The organism is Streptomyces sp. NPDC007157 (assembly GCF_040634235.1).
In the GTDB taxonomy this organism is placed as follows: domain Bacteria; phylum Actinomycetota; class Actinomycetes; order Streptomycetales; family Streptomycetaceae; genus Streptomyces.
The window spans coordinates 1-22495 of the sequence record NZ_JBEYFE010000054.1 but is presented as its reverse complement, the minus strand read 5'-3'; the positions used below and the strand labels follow the sequence as shown (position 1 = coordinate 22495).

The 22495-nt window shown below is 69.4% G+C and carries 14 protein-coding genes and 7 pseudogenes; 13 read left to right on the top strand and 8 right to left on the bottom strand.

What is annotated here, in order from left to right:
- Positions 1-98 precede the first annotated feature (98 nt).
- A pseudogene (locus ABZ642_RS45655) lies at positions 99-257 on the top strand (IS630 family transposase); the annotation flags it as partial.
- Between the two features lie 26 nt (positions 258-283).
- Here ABZ642_RS45655 and ABZ642_RS45650 read toward each other — a convergent pair.
- From ABZ642_RS45650 to ABZ642_RS45640, 3 genes and pseudogenes are all read right to left on the bottom strand, one after another.
- Positions 284-832, bottom strand: a complete 549-nt coding sequence (locus ABZ642_RS45650) for a GNAT family N-acetyltransferase (protein ID WP_360497413.1) — start codon at positions 830-832, stop codon at positions 284-286.
- Positions 833-915: 83 nt separating this feature from the next.
- A pseudogene (locus ABZ642_RS45645) lies at positions 916-1305 on the bottom strand (GNAT family N-acetyltransferase); the annotation flags it as partial.
- Positions 1306-2215: 910 nt separating this feature from the next.
- A complete protein-coding gene (locus tag ABZ642_RS45640) occupies positions 2216-2572 on the bottom strand; it encodes a CAP domain-containing protein (RefSeq protein ID WP_360497410.1) in 357 nt (118 codons plus the stop codon).
- A 1-nt stretch (position 2573) separates the two neighbouring features.
- Here ABZ642_RS45640 and ABZ642_RS45635 point away from each other — a divergent pair, with 1 nt between their 5' ends.
- Complete coding sequence (locus ABZ642_RS45635; protein ID WP_360497407.1) at positions 2574-2807, top strand: hypothetical protein; 234 nt, start codon at positions 2574-2576, stop codon at positions 2805-2807.
- A 1236-nt stretch (positions 2808-4043) separates the two neighbouring features.
- Here ABZ642_RS45635 and ABZ642_RS45630 read toward each other — a convergent pair.
- Entirely contained in the window at positions 4044-5027 is a 984-nt protein-coding gene (locus tag ABZ642_RS45630; RefSeq protein ID WP_360497405.1) for a helix-turn-helix domain-containing protein, read from the bottom strand.
- 214 nt (positions 5028-5241) lie between these two features.
- Between ABZ642_RS45630 and ABZ642_RS45625 the strand changes: the two genes are divergently transcribed.
- From ABZ642_RS45625 to ABZ642_RS45605, 5 genes and pseudogenes are all read left to right on the top strand, one after another.
- Positions 5242-6186 (top strand): NADP-dependent oxidoreductase, encoded by a 945-nt coding sequence (locus ABZ642_RS45625; RefSeq protein WP_360497402.1) that lies wholly within the window; start codon positions 5242-5244, stop codon positions 6184-6186.
- Positions 6187-7167: 981 nt separating this feature from the next.
- Entirely contained in the window at positions 7168-8790 is a 1623-nt protein-coding gene (locus ABZ642_RS45620; protein ID WP_360497399.1) for an alpha/beta fold hydrolase, read from the top strand.
- Positions 8791-8839: 49 nt separating this feature from the next.
- Positions 8840-8932: pseudogene (locus tag ABZ642_RS45615) on the top strand (alpha/beta hydrolase); the annotation flags it as partial.
- A 400-nt stretch (positions 8933-9332) separates the two neighbouring features.
- Positions 9333-10061, top strand: coding sequence for a class I SAM-dependent methyltransferase (locus tag ABZ642_RS45610; protein ID WP_360497396.1), 729 nt, complete (start codon positions 9333-9335; stop codon positions 10059-10061).
- 88 nt (positions 10062-10149) lie between these two features.
- A pseudogene (locus ABZ642_RS45605) lies at positions 10150-11283 on the top strand (IS630 family transposase).
- Between the two features lie 7 nt (positions 11284-11290).
- Here the strand turns inward: ABZ642_RS45605 and ABZ642_RS45600 are convergent.
- Together ABZ642_RS45600 and ABZ642_RS45595 are read right to left on the bottom strand one after the other, a co-directional pair.
- Complete coding sequence (locus tag ABZ642_RS45600; RefSeq protein WP_360497393.1) at positions 11291-11929, bottom strand: LysE family translocator; 639 nt, start codon at positions 11927-11929, stop codon at positions 11291-11293.
- Positions 11930-12112: 183 nt separating this feature from the next.
- Positions 12113-12187: pseudogene (locus ABZ642_RS45595) on the bottom strand (tat (twin-arginine translocation) pathway signal sequence domain-containing protein); the annotation flags it as partial.
- A gap of 16 nt (positions 12188-12203) precedes the next feature.
- Between ABZ642_RS45595 and ABZ642_RS45590 the strand changes: the two are divergent.
- Positions 12204-12605 (top strand): annotated as a pseudogene (locus tag ABZ642_RS45590) (transposase); the annotation flags it as partial.
- 114 nt (positions 12606-12719) lie between these two features.
- Here the strand turns inward: ABZ642_RS45590 and ABZ642_RS45585 are convergent.
- Positions 12720-13925 (bottom strand): cytochrome P450, encoded by a 1206-nt coding sequence (locus tag ABZ642_RS45585; protein ID WP_360497390.1) that lies wholly within the window; start codon positions 13923-13925, stop codon positions 12720-12722.
- A gap of 1028 nt (positions 13926-14953) precedes the next feature.
- Here ABZ642_RS45585 and ABZ642_RS45580 point away from each other — a divergent pair.
- From ABZ642_RS45580 to ABZ642_RS45565, 4 genes and pseudogenes are all read left to right on the top strand, one after another.
- A complete protein-coding gene (locus ABZ642_RS45580; RefSeq protein ID WP_360497387.1) occupies positions 14954-18667 on the top strand; it encodes a S8 family serine peptidase in 3714 nt (1237 codons plus the stop codon).
- A 92-nt stretch (positions 18668-18759) separates the two neighbouring features.
- A pseudogene (locus tag ABZ642_RS45575) lies at positions 18760-18888 on the top strand (DUF488 family protein); the annotation flags it as partial.
- 46 nt (positions 18889-18934) lie between these two features.
- Complete coding sequence (locus tag ABZ642_RS45570) at positions 18935-19402, top strand: hypothetical protein (protein ID WP_360497384.1); 468 nt, start codon at positions 18935-18937, stop codon at positions 19400-19402.
- Positions 19403-19729: 327 nt separating this feature from the next.
- The gene (locus ABZ642_RS45565) at positions 19730-20866 is read left to right on the top strand and encodes a serine hydrolase domain-containing protein (protein WP_360497381.1); all 1137 of its coding nucleotides are present in this window, start codon (positions 19730-19732) and stop codon (positions 20864-20866) included.
- Positions 20867-20948: 82 nt separating this feature from the next.
- Here the strand turns inward: ABZ642_RS45565 and ABZ642_RS45560 are convergent, their stop codons facing one another.
- On the bottom strand, positions 20949-21413 hold the full coding sequence (locus ABZ642_RS45560) for a hypothetical protein (protein ID WP_360497378.1): 465 nt from the start codon (positions 21411-21413) through the stop codon (positions 20949-20951).
- Positions 21414-21778: 365 nt separating this feature from the next.
- Between ABZ642_RS45560 and ABZ642_RS45555 the strand changes: the two genes are divergently transcribed.
- Positions 21779-22114 (top strand): hypothetical protein, encoded by a 336-nt coding sequence (locus ABZ642_RS45555; protein ID WP_360497375.1) that lies wholly within the window; start codon positions 21779-21781, stop codon positions 22112-22114.
- The last annotated feature ends 381 nt before the right edge of the window (positions 22115-22495 follow it).

The following is a 22495-nucleotide window of genomic DNA, read 5'->3' as shown; positions in this document are numbered from 1 at the left end:
TGTGACGCCGTGGACACCACGAAGGGTACGGGCGATGGGGATCTTATGGTCTCCACCGTGGCCGAACCGCGCGTCTCCGCACCGAAGTGGGCCAGTGTCACACCGTTCAGACCAAAGCCCTGCACCGCTACCTGCCCTGGCGCAACGCCCATGCCCGCCACCCCGACGTGCCGGCCGCCCAACGCTGCGAGCGCGCCCGCATCCGCATCGAGAAAGGCATCCGCTGGGGCGGACGTCCCTTTGCCGACGCAGCCTGACCACACGGTGAATCCCGCTCAGCGCATCAGAAGGGCAGGCCCCTCAGGTCCACACTGATGCTTGGACGAGGCAGGCCGGCCAGGTCGTAGATCATGGTGGTCAGTGGCGAGGTCCGCGCGCCGTCGGGCTGCTGGACGGTGACGGGCACCGAGAGCCGGCTCCATCCCAACTGCGTGTAGAGCGGGACCAGGTCGGGGCGGCAGAGCAGAATCATCGTCTCGGCCCCAGCCGCTCGTGCGTGTTCGACCGCCACACTGATCACCGTCCGGGCGATGCCCCGGCCTCGATAAGCGGGGTGCACCAGCACACCGCCCAACCCCGCGACACGGCGCGGCAATCCATCGAAGGCCACGTCCCGCAGCAGCCATCCCGCGGAAGCCACCGGCCGGCCTTCAAGGACACCGGTGAGGGTGTGCTCCTTGTCGGCCCACACCAGACCGAGCCCGTTCACCCCGAAGGGATCGGGCAGGTCATCGCGGAGTGCGGCTCTGTCATCCGGAGAACCAGGGCCCGGCACATGGACCAGCTGGAGGTCCGCACCGCCGTCGTCCAGCACATGCTCCGCAGCGGCCATGGCGGCGGGGTCAAACCGGTAGCGCAGACAATGCAGGCCACTCGACTGGACAGTCCCGTCCGCTGTGCGCTCAGGCGGCGCAGTACCGCGATCGAGGCCGTATTGCCGGGCAGGACGAACGCGAAAACAACAGGGAGCGAGAGACGGCGAAACGCCAGATCCAGGCACGCACGGCCCGCCTCGCCGGCGATCCCACGGCCCTGCGCCCGTGGGTGCAGGGCGAAACCGAGGTCGACTCCGTGCTGGGCCCGATTACGCAGTCCCACCCGACCGAGAAACGCGTGCGTTGCGGCATCCCTTACCGCGAAGTCGCCGTAGCCGTGTCTGCTCCAGTGGGCGACGTGGTCGTCGCACATGGCCTCGGACGCGGATCGGCTGTCCGCCCGGCCGGTCGCCAGCCATCGCATGACGCTGTCCTGACTGACCACAGCCGCAAAGAGATCGTCGCTGTCCTCGCGGCGGATCGGCTCCATCACAAGCCTCTGGGTACGCAGAACGGGTCCACCTGACCGGGCCACTCAGCAACTCCTCTCGACCAAGGATCGGAGGAGCCTACCCGGCGACTCTTTGGAACGATCAGGAGGCAGCCGGTGAACCTATCCGGTCACTGCACCAGCCCGTCTGGCCCGCTGGGAAGAGGAGGACCTGGTCGGCAGGGTGCGCGAGCGGTGGGTGAAGGCCCGGATGGCCACCGGTGCGGGGCGGCCGATCGGTGACTTCACCGGCGACGAGCGGGTCGTCCCGGCCGACCTGGAGATCCACCCGGCACTCGACACGGGCGGCTTGTACCCTTTCGATGTCTTGTCCGACTATGTCCCGCCTGGGCGCGACGCCCAGTTGACGGCGGTGATCGCCGCCCCCGAGACGGGGACCAGCGGGCTCTCGCCTGAGCCACTCGGAGAGCGGATCGCGGCACAAACAAGATCAAGGTCCCGTCGGTGTTCGCACCCGATGAACTGGCCGTGCTTGTCGGTACCAGCGGTGCATATCCGCGACTCCTGGAGGCCGCCGAACGCGCCCAGATCACCCAGTGCCTGGCCGGGGTGCCGGAGGCGCCATCGGCACACCGTGAACCGAGGCCCGGCGGCGGACCGACGAGCCGGCACGGGACGCGGCTTCATCTGGCGACTGCCTCCAGGGCTGGGCAGGCCGAACCGTTCGGACGTCGGCGCGGGTCTGGTCACCGGGCTCTTCTCCACCCCGGCGGGCACATGGCGTACGCGTCGATCGCAGGGTTCGACCCGATTGCCGGTCTGTCCGATCGCCGGTCTGTACGCGGGTGTCGTCCCGGCGATCGTCGGCTCGCTCACCGCCCGTACCGTCCTCATGGTCACCACGCTGACCAGTGCCATCGCGCTCACCTCGACGGCAGGCGGCATGCGCTCAACGGGCGGTGCCGAAGTCCTGGGTCCAGTAACTGTCGGGCTGTGCGAGACCGACGCCGATCTCCTTGAACGTGCAGTTGAGGATGTTGGCCTTGTGGCCAGGACTGGCCATCCAGCCCGCCATGACCTGCTCGGGAGAGGCGTAACCGTAGGCCACGTTCTCCCCGTAGGCGCTCCAGGTGTACCCGGCACTGGTGATCCGGTCTCCGGGGGAGGAGCCGTCGGAGCCGACGTGCGACATGTTCTGGTGACGCGCCATGTCCTCACTGTGTGCCTGTGCGACCTTGGACAGGGTCGTGTTCAGGGTCAGGGCCGAACAGCCGACCTTGCTGCGCTCGGCATTGACGAGTTCCACGATGCGAGCGACGACTCCGGACGCCGTGGCCGTGGCCGTGGCCGTGGCCGTGGCCGTCGCCGTGGCCTTCGGGGTGCTCGACGGCTTGGGGGCTGCGGAAGCGGCGGCGGTGGTGTGCCGGGTGCTGGGCGACGCGGTGGTGCTGGGCCTGGGAGCGGTGGTCCGTGCGGTGTGCCGAGGTGCTGTGGCCTTCGGTCTCGGCGCGGTCGTCTTTCCGGCGCTCGCAAGGGCGTGAGGAGTCTTCGGGGCGCTCGGCGCCGCCGATGCCGTCCGCGAGGGCTCGCCGGCCTGGTTGGCGTCCCAGGGGCGGCCCCAGTTCGCGTCGTTCCACCAGTCCTTCTTTACCCACGCGTCATTCGTGGCGCTGTTCTCGGCGCTGTTGGACCGGTGTCCGCCGCTGTCGGGCCAGTTGGTACAGGCCATGGCGGCGGACGGTATGCCCACGGCGCCCACGGCGACGGCAGCGATGACTATCCGCCGGTAATGCGTGTTCTTACGATGTTTTCCCATGAGTAACCCGCTCCTGAGCTGCGGCGGCGTCCTGCGGGTCGTCATTCTTAGGAAGTCTTCACGCGGAGTGCAAAGGGCCTCGGTACTAGCTCGCTTCGTAGACCCGGGCGGCCCTTGTCGTGGGAGTGGGGCGCGCTGGTCCGGCTTCCGGGGTCGCTGCGGAATTCTGTCGCCCCGTCAAATCCCTGCGTGTGCGCAGAACGCATGAGGGTGGCTCGCGGGCGGAGAGTCGTGAATCCAGGCGCGACGTATGCGCGCCCCAAGACGGACAAATCCCATATGTCGTCAGAGTGCTCTCTACTATCCGGCACGCCTAGATCCCGGATCCGCTGTGATGGATGTCACGGAATAGTGCATTCCGGTTCAGGCCTGACCTGGCTGCCGCGGGTCAGAGTGCGGAGTGGGCGTAGCTCGTCGGGGGAGCCTCGTACAGAGGGATACGGCAGCCTGGAAACCGCCCACCAGCACCGCCCGGACGGGCCTCGCGCGCCGGGCACGTACGAGCGCACGGGGCGAGGGATGAGCAGGGGAACGGGGCGGGGCCTTCTCCGCAGCCTGCTTGATCAGCACGTCGTATTGATCAGCACGTCGCAGCGGGGCTCACGCTGGGCGCCCGTCGTGACCTCCCCCCTGCACGGCAGGTCGGAGCTGAGCGTGAGGCCCGGGCTGTCCGCCGGCCGCACGTGGTAAAAGGCCCGGGTGCTCGTCGGGCGGTGAGAGATGAACACCCGCTCGTGCCCAGTCTGCTTTTTGATGCGGGAGGCGACAGCTCGTTCGCCGTCCGGGTCCATCGCGTCTCCGTGCACGTCCGCGACCTTGGAGATGGGATGCGTGAGCATCTGTTCCTCGGGGGTGCATCTCGGTATACCCCTGCGCGTAGGCGTGGTCCCGCATCCGCATCCGCTGCCCGAACGTGCTCTGTACGGCGAAAAGCAGTTATGCGCGGCGGCCGGCTGGGTCGTTACGTCAGGCGGCGTGCGAATTGCGCTGGTGTCGCGTGGTATTGCTTCTTGAAAGCGCGGATGAAGTGGCTGCTGTCGGTGAAATGCCAGAGCGCGGCGGCCTCGGAGATACTGAGCTGTGATCCGGAGGCGGTGAGCGCCTCGGCCGCTTCCTCCAGGCGTCGGCGGCGGATGTAGGCGCTGAACGGCTCGTCCAGACTCGCGAAGGTCCGCTGCAGGGTGCGTAGGGAGACGTGCAGTTGCGCGGCGATCGTGGCCGGCGACAACTCGGCGTGGGTGAGCTGGGCATCGGCCAGGTCCTTGGCCGCTTGTGCCAGCGCCGGCATGAAGGTGGGCTCGCGGTCGTCGAAGTCGTCGAGGATCAGCCCTTTGGCGAGTTCGAGCAGGGCGTTGCGGGACGCGTGCGCGGCCGCCGGGCTGAGGTCGCTCACGGTCCGCTGCACCATGCTGGTGTGCGCCATGAGGATCTGCGCCGCGGGCGAGGTGGCCAGGCCGGCGCGCGGTTTCCTGGCGACCAGGGGCCGCAGAGCGTCACCGGGAAAGATGAAGATGCGGGTGCCGATCACGGGTGTGGTGTGGAAGTGGTTCTCCGCCACGACGTGGTGCATGAAGTAGGTGCCGGCCGAGACGTACGCGTCACCGCCCTGATCGTGCGGGTCCCGCAGGGTCACCGCGCCGCGCAGCCCGACGTACAACCTGATCTGATCGTGCTCGTACGTCCCGACTGCCTGGGTGGTCACGGGTGAGGATGCCCAGAGCTCGTTTATGGCGGTGTCTTGCAGGGCCACCGAGCGCATCGTTCCCTGGAAGCCGTCGACCGTGGAAGCGCTGAATTCCGGCAGCGGGTACAGGTCTCCCATGCGGTTGTTCCAGGTGTCGATGAACGGCTCCCACGTTGGCCGGCCGGTGCCGGTGGAGTCGGCGTCGACGGTGAACGTGCCCACCTTGTCGCCCGGACCGAGGAATCGCGGCCTGCTCGCCATGTGTCCTCCGTCCCGATGAGGTTGTCGCCGGAATCCCATCCGGTGTCGCGAACGTACACCCTTTCTACGCACGGCTGTTCCTACGCTTGGCTGGCGCTTCAACCTCCACAACGATCTACCGTCTGCCGGCTGTGCCCGGCGCCGCAGACGCCGTGCCTTGCTGCGCATGCAGAGCAAGGCGACCGCGACCCCTCGGGCGAAAGTGAGAAAAGCTATGAAGGCAGTGCGTTTTCACCAGTACGGCGACCCCGACGTCCTGCGTTACGAGGACGTGGAGCAGCCGGTTCCCGGCGCCGGGCAGGTGCGGGTCCGTGTTGCGGCGACATCGTTCAACCCGGTCGACGCCAACATCCGCGCCGGTTTCATGCAGGGGCCGATCCCTGTGACGCTGCCGCACACACCCGGGATCGACGTCGCCGGTACGGTCGACGCGCTGGGCGGGGGCGTGACCGGCATCCAGGTCGGTGACCAGGTGGTCGGCTTCCTGCCGATGGCGGGGACCGGCGCCGCCGCGGAGTATGTCCTGGCACCGGCTGAGGTCCTGACACCGGCGCCCAAGAGCGTCGTGCTGTCCGACGCGGCCGCGCTGCCGCTGGTGGGCCTGACCGCGTGGCAGGCGCTGTTCGAGCACGCCAAGCTGACGTCCGGGCAGCGCGTGCTGATCAACGGCGCGGGCGGAGCGGTCGGCGGCTACGCCGTGCAGTTGGCCAAGCAGGCCGGTGCCTTCGTGATCGCCACGGCCGGTCCGCGCAGCAGCCGGCGCGTCACGGCCGCGGGTGCGGACGAGATCATCGACCACATGGTCACCGACGTCGTCGCGGCGGTGAGCCGGCCGGTCGACGTCGTGCTCAACCTCGCGCCGGTCGAGCCGGCACAGCTGGATGCGCTCCTCGGCCTGATCCGCCCCGGCGGTGTCCTGGTGAACACCACGGTGTGGATGCCGGCGCCCACCGATGAGGAGCGCGGCGTGCGGGGCATCGACCTGTTCGTCCGCAGCGACGCGGAGCAGCTGTCGCACCTGGTGGAGCTGATCGACGGCGGCGAACTGCGCGTCGAGGTCGCCCGGCGGGTGCTGCTGGCCGAGCTGCCGGCCCTGCACGCTGACGCCGCCGCGGGCGCACTGCCCAGCGGCAAGGTCGTCGTCACGCCCGGCGCCTGACGCTCACTGGACTGACCTGTGAAGGAGACGACCACGTTGATCCCCGACGACGATCCGTCGCGCTCGCTGACCGTGGCGGACCCCGACGACCCCGGCACGACGTACATCTCCCTGGCCAGACGGTCTCCAGAACGAGCGCGCCGCAGGGTCGTCGGGTGTAGCGGGGGCACGTGCAGCCGCCGATCTTCCGGCGCCCGCACCGACGTTCACCAGCGTTCCGGTGCAGGGGGTCGCATCCTGGTGTGATCCTTTGACGGGCGCCCGCCCCTGATTGGCGCAGGGGCGGGCGCCCTTCGGATGTCGGCTCAGCCGATGCAGACGATGAAGCTGACCGTGTCGCCGTTGTGGACGATCGTTGGGGTGTGCGGGGACACCCCAATCACCGAGCCCGGCTTGCAGCCCTTGACGGCCTTCTTGGTGACGGTACCGAGCTCCTGTCACCCCTCCACGACGTGACCACGCCCGAGTCTGCTGCACGCTTGTACTGAGAGCTGGATCACAGCCGTCCGGCGAAAATGCTCCCGACTGTCTTTCAGTTCCAACCTCGATCCTTCGTGACGGCTCGTTGGGTCATCTGGCGCGCCGTTTCGTCTCGTTGGGCACGGTGAGGGGCCGGCCGTCCCGTCGGGTTCCACGGCGCCGGAGGGTGGTCCAGGGCCGTCGGGGCCGACCCGGCAGATCAATGGTGTTTGGGCTCAACTGCCGCAGATCGTGCACGAGTTGGAGCGTCGGGAGTTGCCGCTGCGGGTATGAATCCGCTGGTCAAATGGCTGCAAGGGCGTTGCTCCCGGCCAGGGGGCCTCGGAGGCGCAGGGTGTTTGAGCGTGCCCCTCGGCTCACTTGCTGTCCGCTCGTATGGTCGGCGAGGGTCCGAACAGCACTCTGGTTCAGGTGAGTTGGCCGGTGAGCGGGCATGGAAGAGGATGCTTGCGGTGACACTCTCGAAAGACGGAGGCCACGGCGTGAGTGAATATGGAGGGCATGCTCTTCGACTTCACGCACGACCACGACGGTGAACGACTCAGCGGTGTGTACGGCGGTGATCCTGCCGGGGTCACCGCCGTAGTGCTGCATGGCGCAGGCACCAGCAGTACTGAGCGATTGCTTCCGCTGGTGCGGGAGTTCGTGGCCCAGGGCTGTCGAGGGGTCGCCTTCGACTTCTCCGGGCACGGCGAAAGCACCGGCGAACTGAGGGAGTCAAGCCTACGGCAACGGTTCGAGCAGGCCGTCGCGGTGATCGACGCGTACGCGGGGGCAGACGGGCCGCTGGTCCTGGTGGGATTCAGCATGAGCGGGCAGACGGTGGCCGATCTCGTCCGGCATTACGGGGATCGAGTGACAGCCCTGGGGCTGTGCGCGCCCGCCGTGTACACCGCCGAAGCGTGGGACGTGTACTTCGAGGACGGGAACGGCCGTTTCAGCGGGATCATCCGGCAGCAGGACAGCTGGCGGGAGGCGCCCGCCCTGGAGGCGCTGCGGGCCTACGAGGGCCGGGCGGTGCTCGCCGTGCCGGGCACGGACGCAGTGATCCCGCCCGCGGTCACCGAGGCCGTACAGGATGCGTTGGCCGCACGCGCCCAGTACACGCGGTTCGACCTTCCGGACGCACAGCACCAGCTGGGAATGTGGTTCCGCGATCACGGCGACGACCGCCGGGAGTTCGTGGAGGCGGTACTGACCGGCCTCGACGACCGTGGCTGGACGGCGACACGCGCGTGGGTGGCCAAACAGCTCGGTCATGGCCTCTCGGTCACCAACTCCCGCCTCCTGTGCGGCGGCTGGAGCTCCCAGATGCGCCGGCTCACGCTCGACGACGGCACGGACCTGGTGCAACGCACCTTCGTGAAACCGTTCTTCCGCCACCACGGACCCGGGTTGCTGGCCCGCGAGGCGTCCGTCCTGGCACAGCTCGCCGGGCAGGAAGGCATCCCGGCACCCGATCTCGTCGCCGTGGACGCCACGGCCGAGCACTGCGACCATCCCACCCTGTTGATGTCCGCGCTGCCCGGCCGCGTCCGCGTCGACGAGGACGACCTCGACCGGCGCCTGGACCTGCTCGCGGCCCAACTCGTCCGCGTCCACGGCGTCGTACCGGACCAAAGACCGCGCACGTACCAGGCGTGGACGTCCCCGGAGCGCGTCCGCACCCCGGACGGTCCCCTGTGGGAGCGGGCCGTGGACGTGATCCGCCGCGACCCGCCGCCGTACGAAGGGTGCTTTCTGCACCGCGATTTCCACCCCGGGAACGTGCTCTTCACGGGGGCCGGGCCGGATCTGCGGATCACCGGCGTCGTCGACTGGGTCGAGACCTCGTGGGGACCTGCCGACCTCGACGTGGCGCACTGCTCGACCGCGCTCGCGCTGCTGCACGGGCCGGCGTACGGGCTGGGCTTCCGCGAGCGGTACGAGGCACACGGCGGCCGCGACCTCGCCGACGACCCCGACCACCTGTACTGGCGGCTGCTCGACGCCCTGCACTACTGCCCCGACGCGGCGAAGCTGGCCGGGCCGTGGCATGACCTGGGACGGGACGATCTGACGTCCGCGGTACTGGGAGAACGGCTGGAGGCGTACGTGGAGGGACTGCTGCGGCAATACGGCTGACGGGTCCTATGGATCACTCGTCTGACACCGACCCGAGGAGGCATGCGCGTTGGTCGCCGTGGTGCTCGTTCATGGCCTGTACCACCGTCCCGAACACTTCGCCCTGGTGGCGGAACGCTTGCGGACCGCAGGAACCGAGGTCACTGACCCGCCGTAGGAGTGACCGAGCACAGTGGGAGGCTCCGGTAGCGAGTCGGCCTGCTGCGTACGCAAGGCCCCGGCTGCGGGCGAGGCGTCCCAGAGCGCCACAGAGTGCCTGTTCCTGAGGCCGACATGACCTAACGGTGGTCGTGACGCCTGGACGAACGGCTCGTTGGGGCCGGTATGGCCGGGCCGCTCTGAGCGGTGGGCCTGGTCGGGACGTCGGCCGAGCCCATGGGCAGTGGCAGCCCACTCTTCCCCTCCTTGTTGGATCCTCAAGGCAGTGAGGGCGAGCGGGAGCGGCCAGGAACCGAACTGATGCGGCACACGTCTCCCGCACCATGGTTTCCAACGAGCGCCAAGAGCAGGCGAGTTCCACCTAGGTCACCTCGTCGTCCGCGGTGACTGTGGATCGGCCGCAGGTCAACGACTACAACAGCTTCGCCGAGGCGTACGCGTCCGAAAATGAAACCAACCTCATCAATGCCTACTACGAGCGGCCCGCGATGCTGGCCCTCGCCGGAGACGTGGCCGGCCGACGGATCCTCGACGCCGGCTGCGGTTCCGGTCCCCTGTTCGCGGCGCTGCGTGACCGTGGCGCCGTCGTGAGCGGCTTCGACGCGAGTACCGGGATGCTGGAGCTGGCCCGGCGGCGGCTCGGCGACGGTGCGGACCTGCAGGTGGCCGACCTGGGCAACCCGCTTCCTTACCCTGATGACACGTTCGACGATGTAGTCGCGTCCCTGGTGCTGCACTACCTGGAGGACTGGGGGCCGGCGCTGGCCGAGCTGCGACGCGTACTCAAGCCCGGCGGTCGGCTGATCGCCTCTGTCGACCATCCCTTTGCCATCAACCTCATGCACCGCCAGGCCGGCCGAGAGGCCGAGTACAACTATTTCGACACCACCAACTGGACCGAAGAGTGGACCATGGGCGGCCAGAGCTCGCTGATGAGTATCTGGCACAGGCCGTTGCACGCGACGATCGAGGCCTTCACCGGTGCCGGTTTCCGGATAACGGTCATCAGCGAGCCAGAGCCTGATCCAGCCGCCCGCGAGCTGTTCCCCGAAGTCATCGCGGCCAAGCCGCGCTTCTTGTGCTTCCTGTTCTTCGTCCTGCAGGCTGACTAGTGCCGTGCCAAGCAACGTTCGCCCTGTTGTGATGTGACGCGCTGCCCAGATCCTGTTCCGGATGGGGTTGAGCCATCAGGCTGTGCGGGTGGCAGAACGAGTACGTGTTCGTGAGATCGATAATGAAGAGGGACGGCGGTTGCTGCGGATCATCCGCCGGGGCACGGGGTCGGTAGTGACCTGGCGGCGGGCCCAGGTGGTGCTGCTGTCCGCGTAGGGCATGGCGGTGGCGAAGATTGCCGAGGTGGCGTTCACCAGTGACGACCGGGTCCGGGACGTGATCCACAACTTCAACACTGACGGCTTCGGCTCCCTGTACCCGAAGTACAACGGCGGACGGCCGAAGACCTTCACGCTGCCCGAGCGCCGGGAGATCAAGAAGATCGCCAAGTCCAGGCCGGTCGAGCATGGCCTGCCCTTCTCAACCTGGAGCCTGACCAAACTGGCGGACTTCCTGGTCGCCGAGGGGGTGGTCGACGACATCAGCCACGAGGGCCTGCGTATCCTGCTCCGCGAGGAAGGCGTCTCCTTTCAACGCGTAAAGACCTGGAAGACCTCACGCGATCCCGACTACGCCACGAAGAAAGCCCGGGTCGAACACCTCTACTCCATCGCCGACGGCGACGGCGTACCCGAGGACGGTGAACCCGATGTCGTGTTCTGCCTGGACGAGTTCGGGCCGCTGAACCTGATGCCACACCCCGGACGGCAGTGGGCCGAGCGTGGTGGCAGGCACAAGGATCCCGACCGTGAGCCCCGCCGGAGGCGCCGGGCGACCTACAACCGCTCCGGCGGAGTACGCCACCTCTTCGCTGCCCTGGACCTGGCCAAGGACCAGCTCTACGGCCACATCAAACCGGTCAAGAAGCGGACGCAGTTCCTGGAATTCTGCCGCTATCTGCGCACGCTCTACCCACCCGAGGTACGGATCGCGATCGTCTGCGACAACTTCCCCCCGCACCTGACCACGAAGAGATGCCAACGCGTCGGGGCCTGGGCGGCGGCGAACAACGTCGAGATCGCCTACACGCCGACGAACTCCTCCTGGCTGAATCGGATCGAGGCTCAGTTCACGGCCCTGCGCTACTTCGCCCTCGACGGCACGGACCACGCCGATCACAAGGAGCAGGGCAGCATGATCCGCCGCTACATCATCTGGCGAAACCGCCACGCCGACGACCGGCGCCTACGCGCCGTCGTCGACAGGACAAACGTCGCCTGAAGCAGCTCTAATCGGACCCAACGGCCAGCCGAGCCGCGAGTCCTGCGAAGACTGTGCCGCTGAAGACATTGAGTCCGCGAGCCACGCGGCGACTGCGCCGCAACAGCGACGAGAGTCGGCCGGAGATCAGACCGATCGAGGCATCAACTGCCAAGCCCACGAGTACCAGCGTGAGCCCCAGGACCAGGAGTTGCCCCACTGTGTGCCCGAGGGCCGGGTTCACGAACTGCGGCAGGAAGGCCACATTGAAAAAGATCACCTTCGGGTTGAGCAGATTGGTGACGGCCCCCTGCCGGAACGCCCGGACCCGCCCCGGGACAGGGCTTCCGGTGGCCGCAGCCTCATCGCCGCCGAGGCTGGAGCGGTCACGGAACGCCTTAACCGCGAGGTAGAGAAGATAGGCCGCACCGATCCAGCGCAGGACGTGGTAGAGCGTCGGCAGTGACGTGAAGAGCGCCGAGAGGCCCAGCGCGGCGGCAACAGCATGCGCCAGGGCACCGAATGCCACCCCCAGAGCCGCCATCATGCCCGTAGTCGGCCCTCCGCGTCCGCCCATGGCAACAACAAACATCATGTCGGGTCCTGGAGTGAGGCACAGGGCGAATGCGGCGACCAAGAAGGCCGCGTACAGGGAAGTGTCCACCATGGCCGCCATGCTGATCACTGCGCGGTCACACGTCGACCTAATTCCACGGACCGAGACACCGGTTGCTGACTGCCGCCTCTTACACACAACGAGAAGCAGCAGGCAGGGGCCAAAGTTGCTTGATGCGGCACAAGCACCCGGATACTCCCACCACCACCCCACCACTGGTGTCATAACTCATCGCGCAAGGTCGGTCAGGGTGCGGGCGGTGTGGCCGGCGACGGTACCGGCGGCCGGCCCGCTGACATGGGACGCGGACGCCGTCGCGCTGCCCGCCGAGGTGATCCTCAGCTTGCCCGGCAGGGGACCCGGGCTCGGCGCCGAGTTCATCGCCGGGACCGGCGGTGACAGGGACGCATTCGGCAACGTCGACCGGCTCGCCGGCTTCGCCGGGCTGGCACCCAGACCTCGCGACTCCGGTCGCGTCAGCGGCAACCTGCGCAGGCCCGGGCGCCGCTACCACGGAGGACTGCTGCGGAGCCGGTACCTCTCGGCGATGGTCAGCATCACCACCTGCCCCGCCTCCAAGGCGTTCTACCGACGCGAGCGCAGCGAGGGGAAAGGACACAAGCAGGCCCTGCTCGCGCTCGCGCGCCGATACCTGAACGTGCTGTGGGCGATGATCCGTGTTGCACAGTGCCGCCGAGGTTCACCTCCCGTCACGACTGTGGCCTGACCTCGCGATGGGGAAGTCCTTTCCGTGTCGGGTTCGCGGTGTGGCTCCTGCGAGGTGCTGGGTGTGCCTGCCGGGCTCGGGCTGGGCAGGCGTGACGGGATCGGTGCGGGTCTCCTACCAGGCGACCGGCAACTCGATCGGGAAGCGCCGGATTGTGTCGGTGTCCCAGCGAATTTCTTGAGGTGGGACCGCGAGCCGCAGATCGGGGAACCGCTCCAGCAGCCGTCCGATGGCTACTTCCAGTTCTGCCATGGCCAGGGGTACGGCGATGCAGCGGTGTCCGCCCCAGCCGAAGGTCATGTGCGGGGCTGGAGGCCGGTCGGGGTCGATGGACTGCGGGTTCGGGTATCGCTGTGGGTCGCGGTTCGCCGTCAGGTACGACACATGGACGAAGTCGCCCTTTCTGATCCGCACCCCGGCCATCTCCACGTCCTCCCGTGCCACGCGGGGAATGCCGACTCCCTTGCGGAAAGGGATGACGCGGAGCAGCTCGTTCAGGACGTCCGTGAGGGTCTCCGGCCGGTCGCGCAGGCGTTTCATCAGTTCGGGCTCTGTCAGGAGGAGGTAGCAGATGTCGCTGATCTGGCAGGTGGCCGTGTCCTGCCCGCTGAGCGTCAGCGTGAGCGCCATGACGGCCACCTCCTGGTCGTCGAGTGTGTCCTCGCCGTCCTTCGCGGTGGCCAACGCGCTGATCAGGTCGTTGCCGGGATCACTCCGCCGCTCCTTGACCAGCGTGGTGAAGTAGTCGCGCAGTTCGGTCTTGGCGGCTGCGGCGGTCGTACGGCTGTCCGGGCCGGTGGCGAGGAGTCGCTGCAGGTTCTGCTGCATCAGGCTCCAGTCGCCCTGGGGAATGCCGAACAGGTCGAAGACGGTGTGCTGGGGGAGGGGGTTCGACAGATGGGCTACGAGATCCGCCGGCGGTCCCTGCTCGGCCATCTCGTCGAGCAGGGCGTCCGCGAGGCGGGTGATCCTTGCTCGCATCGCGTTCACCCGCCGCTGGGTGAATGCCTGCGACGCCAGGTGGCGCAGGCGGCTGCTGTGCGGCGGGTCCATCACATTGATCGACTCGGCGGAGACGATGGGCTCCGGCGTCAGCCGGGGGAAGTCGGACCCCATGATCCCCGCCCGGCTGAACCGCTGGTCAGTGGTCACCTGCTGCACCCCCTCGAAGCCGGTGACCAGCCAGGCATCGGCGTCACCGTAGGGCAGCCGGATGCGGGCGATGGAACCACGGTCCATGAGCGCCGTCAGGGAGGGATCGAACTCCAAGCCCTCACTGAAGTCGAACGGACAGGTGATTGCTTCGTCGCCTGAGGTCATTGCACCGTTCTCCCTAGTTCGCCGACTTTGCTAGTCAATGGATATGTCACTCGGCGGCATCGGGCCACCGCTGTACCTCCGGTGCGCTCTCCCGCCCCGATTCCCGCGCGGCCGGCGGACAGCGCCGTTGGTACACGGAGTCGCGCCGCTGGAGCCGCATGTGCCTGTTGAGCGGGCGGTGTGGAGAGCGAGGGGCCCGTCACAGGAGGATGATCAAGGCAACCCTGTTTCGGAAGCGGACTGGGATCCGTTGGCGTGATCCTCCAGTGCGATCGCGGAGATGCAGGGCGTCGACCTCGGTGAAGAGGCCGAACGAGAGATCGCAAAGAACGCCCGTCATGAGTACGCCGCCAGGGCCAACGGCGTACTGGTGCGTACCAGCCAGGGGTGATCCTGAACGCCGCTCCCCCCGCTGGCGCGGGAACCACTGGGACTCGGCCGTCTGGGGCAACTCGGCAAGGGAGCACTTCCGCCGCCACCGGGACCACCCGCATCCTGCCCGGTGCTCTGCTGCTGCGGTCAGGAGCGGGTGCGGACGTATCGGACAGCCGAGCCCCATTCCGGCTCCACCGCCGCCATGCACCGCGGGCGCAGGGGGCAGCCGCCGCTCCCGTGCCGGATTGTCCCGCGCTGGCAGCCGGCACACGACCCGACCCGGTCGCCGGGGCAGACCAGCGCGGACGGGTGAGTGGGGACCGACTGTGGGGCTGTCGGCCCGTCGGCAAGGCCCGTCACCCGTCGATGACGTGACAGCGCGGGCCCGCCGCATCTGGCGTCCGCCCCGGCGGAGGGGGCATGCGCCGAGGCGCCGATCGGGATGCCCCGCGGGCCCGTTGCTCCGTCCCTCGACACGCCGAATTCGTGGGGGGCAGCCGTCCCCCAGGACGCGCGGTGGCCGACGACCCCGTCTGCTCGCGGCGTAACTGTGCCATGGCGCAAGAGCGACATGGGCGACCCCTTGAACGACGGCGGGGGAGGCCGGAGGATCCAGTGATCTTTCGCTCTTCGCCGCGTCTCAGGAGTCTTCCTTGCCCAAGGTTCCCATCCCCCGGCCCGGGCCGATCGCCCTCGCCGTGGCGGCCGTGCTAACACTCGGCGTCGTACCGGCGACTGCCACTGTGTCCGCGTACTCCGCCGATGAGGTGTCGCACAACCACGCCGGACACCCAACACCCGGCGATGCCGGCACGCACACCGTCACCCTGATCACGGGTGACAAGGTCACCATCGGGACCGCCGCCGACGGCACCGTCGTGCGCTCCTTCCAGGCCGCGAGCGGAGCCACCACCGGCTTCCACCGCGCTGTCGTGGACGGCGCCACCTATGTCTACCCCGACGCCGCCCTGCCGTACGTGAGCGCCGGCGAACTCGACAAGCAGCTCTTCAACGTGACGCGGCTGATCACCGAGGGCTACGACGACGCGCACAGCTCCCGGCTGCCGCTGATCGTGCGCTACACCGGAGCCGCCGCCAAGGCCCGCACCCGGGCGAAGATGGCCGGCTCGACCGACGTCCGCCGCCTGGACAGCATCCAGGGCGCGGCCCTCGCGCAGAACCACAAGCAGGCACCGGAGTTCTGGTCCTCGCTCACCGGGGGTTCCGGCGCGGCGGCCCGGTCCGCGAAGCCGTCCTTCGCGGGCGGCGTCGCCCATGTGTGGCTCGACGGCAAGGTGAAGGCCGACCTGGCCGACTCCACCGCCCAGATCGGCGCGCAGAAGGTATGGGCGGAGGGCGACACCGGCCAGGGCGTGAAGGTCGCGATGCTCGACAGCGGCGCGGACACCGAACACCCGGACCTGGTCGGGCAGGTGTCCGACAGCGCCAGCTTCGTTCCCGGCGAGGACGACATAGCCGACTACAACGGCCACGGCACGCACGTCGCCTCGACCATCGTCGGCACCGGCAGTGCCTCCGACGGCAAGGAGCGGGGAGTCGCCTCCGGCGCCCGGCTGGCCGTCGGCAAGGTGCTCAACTCCGAGGGCAGTGGCCAGGAATCCTGGATCATCGCGGGCATGGAGTGGGCCGCCCGCGACCAGAAGGCCAGGATCATCAGCATGAGCCTGGGCGGCGGCGGTGACAAGACCGACCCGATGAGCCAGGCCGTCGACGAACTCAGCCACGACACGGGCGCGTTGTTCGTGATCGCGGCGGGCAACGGCGGCCCGCACTCCATCAGCAGCCCCGGTACCGCGGACTCCGCGCTGACCGTCGGCGCCGTCGACTCCAACGACACGCTCGCCGACTTCTCCAGCCAGGGCCCGCGTGACGGCGACGGCGGGCTGAAGCCGGAGATCACCGCGCCCGGCGTCGACATCGTCGCGGCGCGCTCGCACTACAAGCGCGGCTCCGGCTACTACACCACGATGAGCGGCACGTCGATGGCGACACCGCACGTCGCCGGTGCCGCCGCGCTCCTCGCCTCCGAGCACCCCGACTGGACGGGCACCCAGCTCAAGGAGGCGCTGGTCAGCAGCGCCAAGGCAACCCCGGCGTACACCCCGTACCAGGCGGGCGCCGGCCGGCTCGACGCGCTGGCGGCCACGCACACCACGGTCTTCGCCACCACGACCGCCTACTCCGGCTTCCACACGTGGCCCCCGAAGCCCGGGGAGACCGACGTCCAGACGGTGACGTACACCAACGTCGGCGACGCTCCGGCCAACCTCGACCTGGCGGTCAACGGCACTGTCCCGGCAGGGTTGTTCAGCCTGTCCGCCGACCACGTCACCGTGTCCGCCCACGGCACCGCCACGGTCACCCTGACGGCGGATCTGGACAAGCTGGGCGGCGACCAGTCGGTCAGCGCCATGATCACCGGTACGGACGGCAGCGGAGCGGTCCGCGCCCGGACCCTGATCGGCGCCGCCCGGGAGGGCCAGCGGCAGAATCTGACCGTGGTCGCCAAGGACCGTTCGGGCAAGCCGATGGAGGGCCGGGTCGTCCTCAGCGCTGAGCACCTCTTCACGGTGATGGACCTCGACGCGTCCGGCACCGGCACGGTGCGGCTGCCCGTCGGCAGCTACAGCGGCTGGCTCACCGGTGACGTGCAGGGCGCCGAAGGCCCGCACTCGCGCGGCATGGTGCTGCTCGCCTTCAACGACGTGAAGCTGGACCAGGACCGCACCGTCACCCTGGACGGCCGCAAGGCACGCCGGATCCTGGCGCGCGTGCCGCAGCAGACCACCGCCGTCGCGCCGCGCCTGGACGCCCACCGGTCCTTCACCGACAGCCTGGTGGAGACGTCGATGCTGCCGGACCCGTCGTACGACAGCATCTGGGCGCTCCCGACCGGCAAGAAGGTCACCGACGGCGAGTTCGAGACCGGCGCCCGCTTCCGCCTCGAGCAGCCCGCGCTGACCGTGAGCACGAAGTCGACGACCTTCAACGACCCGCTGGTCAAGCGGGCGGCCACACCGCTGCCCGCCGGTACCCGGAACCTGACGGCGGTCTTCGCCGGTGACGGCACGGCCGAGGAGCTCGCGCGGCAGAACGTGCGTGGCAAGGCCGTCGTGGTGCGCGGCGCCGGCACGGAAGGGATCAAGGCCCAGGCGGAGGCCGCCGCGGCCGCCGGCGCCCGGCTGCTGCTGGTCGTCAACGACGGCGTCGGCCGCCTGCAGCCCTGGGACGAGAACCCCTGGAGCCCGGCGAGCCCGGCCCCGGTGACGGTGGCGACGCTCAACGCCGACCAGGGCGCCGACCTGCTCGGCCAACTCCGGCACGGCGCGGTGTCCCTGAAGGTCACCTCGCACCCCACGACCGACTACGTCTACGACGTCGTGCACCACTGGACGGGCGCCGTCCCGGCGGACCCGACCTGGCGTGAGGAGTCCAAGGACCTCGGCCGGGTGAACGTCTCCTTCCGGAACTACCGGCAGGGCAAGGCGATGGAGTTCCGTCCGGACGTCTGGCGCGGCTGGGCCGTCGGCAACCAGCTCACCGCGCCCGCCCAGGGCGAGCGCACCGACTGGGTCACCGCCGGCACCACCTGGCTTGACGACGCCTTCATCCAGGGCGAGACCGGACAGCACTCGATCGACCCGCTGAACTACCCGGCGCGCAAGACCGGCAAGGTCAGCTGGTTCGGCCCGATCCAGCGGCCCCGCATGGGCCCGATCAACTACCAGCCGGTGCGCTACCTCGACACGATGTACATCACCGCGCCCGGCTGGGGTGACTCGGGGTCCGGCCACGTCGGCGACGCCGGCGCGAACTTCGACGTCAAGGACTGGATGTCGCTCTACCAGGGCGACCAGCAGCTCGACTGGGGCAACGCCGAGTACCTGCAGGTTCCCGGCCTCGGCGCCGAGCGCCTGCCCTACCGTCTGGTCCTCGACAACGACCGCGGCACCTGGGCCGACCCGTACTCGACGCACACGCTTACCGAGTGGGACTTCACCTCCGCGGTCACCGGCAGCGATGCGGCGGTGTCCCTGCCGCTCATCCAGCTCGACTACGGCGTGGACACCGACAAGTCCGGCCGTGCCGACCGCCACGCCGGCCTGACGGTGACCGCCTCGCACCTGCCGGGCACCACCGCCACCATCGGGAAGCCGACCGTCGAGGTGTCGTACGACGACGGTGCGACCTGGCAGCGGACCGACCTGAGCCGGTGCGACGACGGATGGCGGACGAATTTGCGCGCGCCGCGGTCCGCCGACTTCGTCACCCTCCGGGTCGGCGCCCGGGACAGCGCGGGCAACACCGTCTCGCAGACGATCACCCGGGCCTTCGGCCTGCGCTGACGTCACACCCCGGGAGGTCACCCGGGACAGCACCGCGTGGGTGGGACCGCAGCCGGCGGCCCCGCCCACGCGGCGTTCCCAGTTGGCAGAGGATCTATGAGGACACCTCGTCACGGAACGGCAAGCGAGTGCTCGCGGACCGCCTGTGGCCCCGCGGAATGAGCAAGGAACGGGCCCACCTGGACGAATGGCTCCACGACGTGGCGCCGTCGGCGGACCTGCACCACGGTAGGACGCCTCGGGATGCCACCCCTCGGGCTTGGGCCGGTGCGACGCCACGACCGCAACGACCACATCTGCGTCTACCCGATCCGGCGCGTCGCGGTCGACTGGATCGCCGAGGGCTGGCGGACGCCCCGGGACACCGACGTCATCCGCGCCCGGCTCCTCCTGGAGGACTACGCCTGCTGGTCGCCCCGCAGGAAGCAGCCGATCACCGACAACGACGGCTCCTGCGTGAACCGTCAGACCTTCGCCCTGCCCGCGCCGCGCTCCTGGGAGCACAACGCGACGGGGACCCTGCTCGGCGACGCCGCCCACCTCATGCCGCCGCTGGGCGTCGGCGTCAGCCTCGCCATGCTCGACGCGAGCGACCCCGCCCTGTCCCTGGCGAACGCGGCGACAGTCGAAGGCGCCCTCCACGCCTGTGAGAAGACCGTGCTCCGCCGGGACGGCCCAAGCCCTCGAAGGCGGCGCCGAGCACCTGTTGGCCACCGAACTCCCCGACTTCGGTGACGACGACCCCCAGCACTGAGCCCGAAGCGGCCAACTGAACCGGCCAGGGCGGGGATGACACGGGCCGGCATCTGACACGCCGCGCGACCTGGTCCTTGTCCCGTACTCGGGGGTGTTCCCAAGGGTGCGAGTGGGGCGCCGACCACCAGGCGGACCGGCTGCACCGGGCTGATCGATGCCGCCCGCTTCTCGGGCTCCCTGGGCGTCGTCGACGTGTTCCTGGCCGAGGGTCGGCAAGGCTGGTTGTGTGGGTCGGCACCGATGAGTTTCGGGCGGACGGGCGGTCCTGGAACTGTACTCGGTGCCGACAACGAGAGGCTGAGCCTGATGAGCCACCTGACCGTGATGTTGGAGAAGTACGTTGCCGAGGGGGTCTTTCCCGGGGCGGTGGCTCTGGTGGACCGCGCCGGCGACGTGGAGGTCGCGGCCGTGGGATCGGCGGAGCCCGGAGGCTCGGTGCCGTTGAAGGCCGACGCTCTGTTCCGGCTCTCCTCGGTCACCAAGCCCGTGACTGCCGCCGCCGTGCTGGCGCTGGTCGACGACGGCATGCTCACCCTGGACGCGCCGATCGCGCGCTGGCTGCCGGAGCTGGCGTCCCCGGTGGTCGTCCGCACGCCCGCGAGCGGGTTGGACGACGTGGTGCCGGCCGCCCGTCCCATCACCGTGGAAGACGTCCTGTCGTCGCGCTCGGGGTGGGGCTTCGGGGCGGATTTCGCCGCGCCGGCCGTTCAGCCGCTGTTCGCGGACGTGGCCGTGTACAACGGCGGGCCGCGTCCGTCGGCGAGTCCGGACGAGTGGGTTGCCGCGCTCGCCGGCATCCCGCTGCTGCGTCAGCCCGGAGAGGCGTTCCTCTACAACGCCAGTTCCGACCTGCAGGGAGTACTCGTCGCACGGGCGGCGGGGCGCCCGCTGCCTGAGTTCCTGGCCGAGCGGATCTTCGAGCCGCTCGGGATGGTGGACACCGGCTTCGCCGTACCGGCCGCGGCGCGACACCGCCTCACCCCCTACTACCGGACCGACCCTGACGGCGCCCTGATCTTCGCCGACGCTCCCGACGGCGCCTGGTCCACCCCGCCGGACTTTCCCTCGGGTGCGGGCGGCCTGGTGGCCACCGCTGCGGACTGGCTCGCCTTCGGTCGGATGCTGCTGGCCGGCGGCGGCACCGTGCTCTCCCCGGAGTCCGTGCGCCTCATGACGACGGATCACCTCACCGCGGTGCAGCGCGATGAGGGTTCCCTCTTCCTGCAGGGCCAGGGCTGGGGGTACGGCGGATCGGTCGATGTCACCTCTGCGAAGCCCTGGAACGTCCCCGGCCGCTACGGCTGGGTGGGCGGCACCGGCACCGCCGCCCACATCCTCCCGGCCACCGGTACGGTCGCCATCCTCCTCACCCCGTGCGGCCTGCCCGGCCCCGCCTTCCCCCTCTGGATGCGCGACTTCTGGACCTACGCCGCAACCTCCTGACCGCCTGACCGTGCTACTGCCGACTCCAAAGGCGCGCGCCGCCGGCCCAGACCCCGGGCCGCAGTCCTGTCCCCGCCTGCCCTCACACCATCGGGCCGTACGCGGCCCGCAGCCGCACGCCGTCGGGTCGGGGCCGAGGGGTGCGCTGGGCAAACACACCAAGACGCAGTACGAGATAGCGGCCGATCCCGACGAGCGCGGTGGCCGACAGGTACACCGTCTGCTGCAGGACGAGTCCGGCGCCGGGGCGAAGCGTGGCCAGCGCGCCGGCCGCAGCGGACGTGACCAGCCATCCGAGGGCAGTGGTGGCCGCGCTCTTGAGGTGGCCGGGCAGACCGGGCCGTCCGTGGCCGAACGAGACACGAGCGTGCAGCTCGGTCGCGACCATGGTGGAGACGATGGTGGTCAGCGCATTTGCCGCCATCCACGGAATCCACCGCGAAAGCAGGATCAGGGCTGCGGAGGCCGCCAGGGAGACCACACTGCCCAGCCCGGCGAAGCGCCCGAAAGCCGCCGCGTGCCGACGGATCAGTTGCAGGCCGTTCATGGTGATCCCCTCCCGGGCCGCTGGCCCTGACGGGGCCGTCGTCGTCATGCCGCAGAGCCTGGTCGACCCCCCATTCAGCGCGGTTTCAGAGCGCTTTCAGGGCTGGCCACGGTGGTGAAACCGGTATGGCGACAGGCGACCGCCTGCCTCGACTGTGCTCAGCCGCTCAGCGGACTGGAGTTGGGGCGCGCCGAGCAGGCCGTGCCCGGCGGCTGGACCTTGGTGGTGGGTGTGCCCGGCCAGGTTGACGTCGGCGGCCCTCCGCCGGCCGGACAGGTAGATGGCCTGGAGGCCGGCCTTGACCTTTGGGACGGCCCTCACCACGCTCAGCGGCACGCGCCTGCCCGACTGGATCGGGACGGCTGATGGACGTCGCACGGAATTACGACCGCATCTGCCAGTGGGCCGAGGGCACCTTGCTGCCCGACGCCACCGGCGCCGACGTGCGCGCCGCGCTGCTGGTCATCCGGATGCTGCGCGAGAAGCTCGAGCACGACGGACTCAGACTCGCCTCGCTCGCCCGCACCCAAAAGGTCGCCTGGGCTCGTATCGCCCAATGGCAGGAGTTCAGCGGGCGTCGGGCGGCAGAGTGGCGACACCTTCAGCTCAGCCGGGCCCACACCCGACCAGACGGCACGATGCCGCGCACACAGAGCGAGCGAGTCCGGGCAGGCCTGAGAGCGCCGTATTCGGCGCGCTGAACGAGAGTGGGCACGCCAACATGCGCAGCGGATCCGTCGCACGGCAGCTCAGCTGATCGCGATCGGTAACCTCCAGGACCGCGTCGACCGGTCGCAGGAGGCACGGGTCATCCTGGCGGTCCGCGGCTCCGAAACCCGGGGCACCCCTGAGCCGGTCCCGCTCGGGTGGCCAACCGCCCTCGTCGGCAGGGGTGTACGGGGTCCGGCCGGGGGCTGCCTCGGGGCGGGGGACGGTGTGGAGGTTTCCTGTTCCCTGTCTGCGGGGTGTTTCCCGGGCCGGCGGGGTGCGGTGTTCAGTATTGCTCGGTTTCTGGGAAGCCCGTGTCTGTGTCGTTGGTGCTGAAGGTGTCGGTGGTGGTGGGGTTGAGTCCGGGTGGGCTG

Excerpts from the sequence above, each read along its gene's own strand:
- ABZ642_RS45625 (WP_360497402.1), top strand. The coding sequence starts at position 5,242 with ATGAAGGCAGTGCGTTTTCACCAGTACGGCGACCCCGACGTCCTGCGT.
- ABZ642_RS45620 (WP_360497399.1), top strand. The coding sequence starts at position 7,168 with ATGCTCTTCGACTTCACGCACGACCACGACGGTGAACGACTCAGCGGT.
- ABZ642_RS45630 (WP_360497405.1), bottom strand. The coding sequence starts at position 5,027 with ATGGCGAGCAGGCCGCGATTCCTCGGTCCGGGCGACAAGGTGGGCACG.
- ABZ642_RS45585 (WP_360497390.1), bottom strand. The coding sequence starts at position 13,925 with ATGACCTCAGGCGACGAAGCAATCACCTGTCCGTTCGACTTCAGTGAG.
- ABZ642_RS45555 (WP_360497375.1), top strand. The coding sequence starts at position 21,779 with ATGGACGTCGCACGGAATTACGACCGCATCTGCCAGTGGGCCGAGGGC.
- ABZ642_RS45600 (WP_360497393.1), bottom strand. The coding sequence starts at position 11,929 with ATGGTGGACACTTCCCTGTACGCGGCCTTCTTGGTCGCCGCATTCGCC.
- ABZ642_RS45565 (WP_360497381.1), top strand. The coding sequence starts at position 19,730 with ATGAGCCACCTGACCGTGATGTTGGAGAAGTACGTTGCCGAGGGGGTC.
- ABZ642_RS45560 (WP_360497378.1), bottom strand. The coding sequence starts at position 21,413 with ATGAACGGCCTGCAACTGATCCGTCGGCACGCGGCGGCTTTCGGGCGC.
- ABZ642_RS45650 (WP_360497413.1), bottom strand. The coding sequence starts at position 832 with ATGGCCGCTGCGGAGCATGTGCTGGACGACGGCGGTGCGGACCTCCAG.
- ABZ642_RS45635 (WP_360497407.1), top strand. The coding sequence starts at position 2,574 with ATGCGAGCGACGACTCCGGACGCCGTGGCCGTGGCCGTGGCCGTGGCC.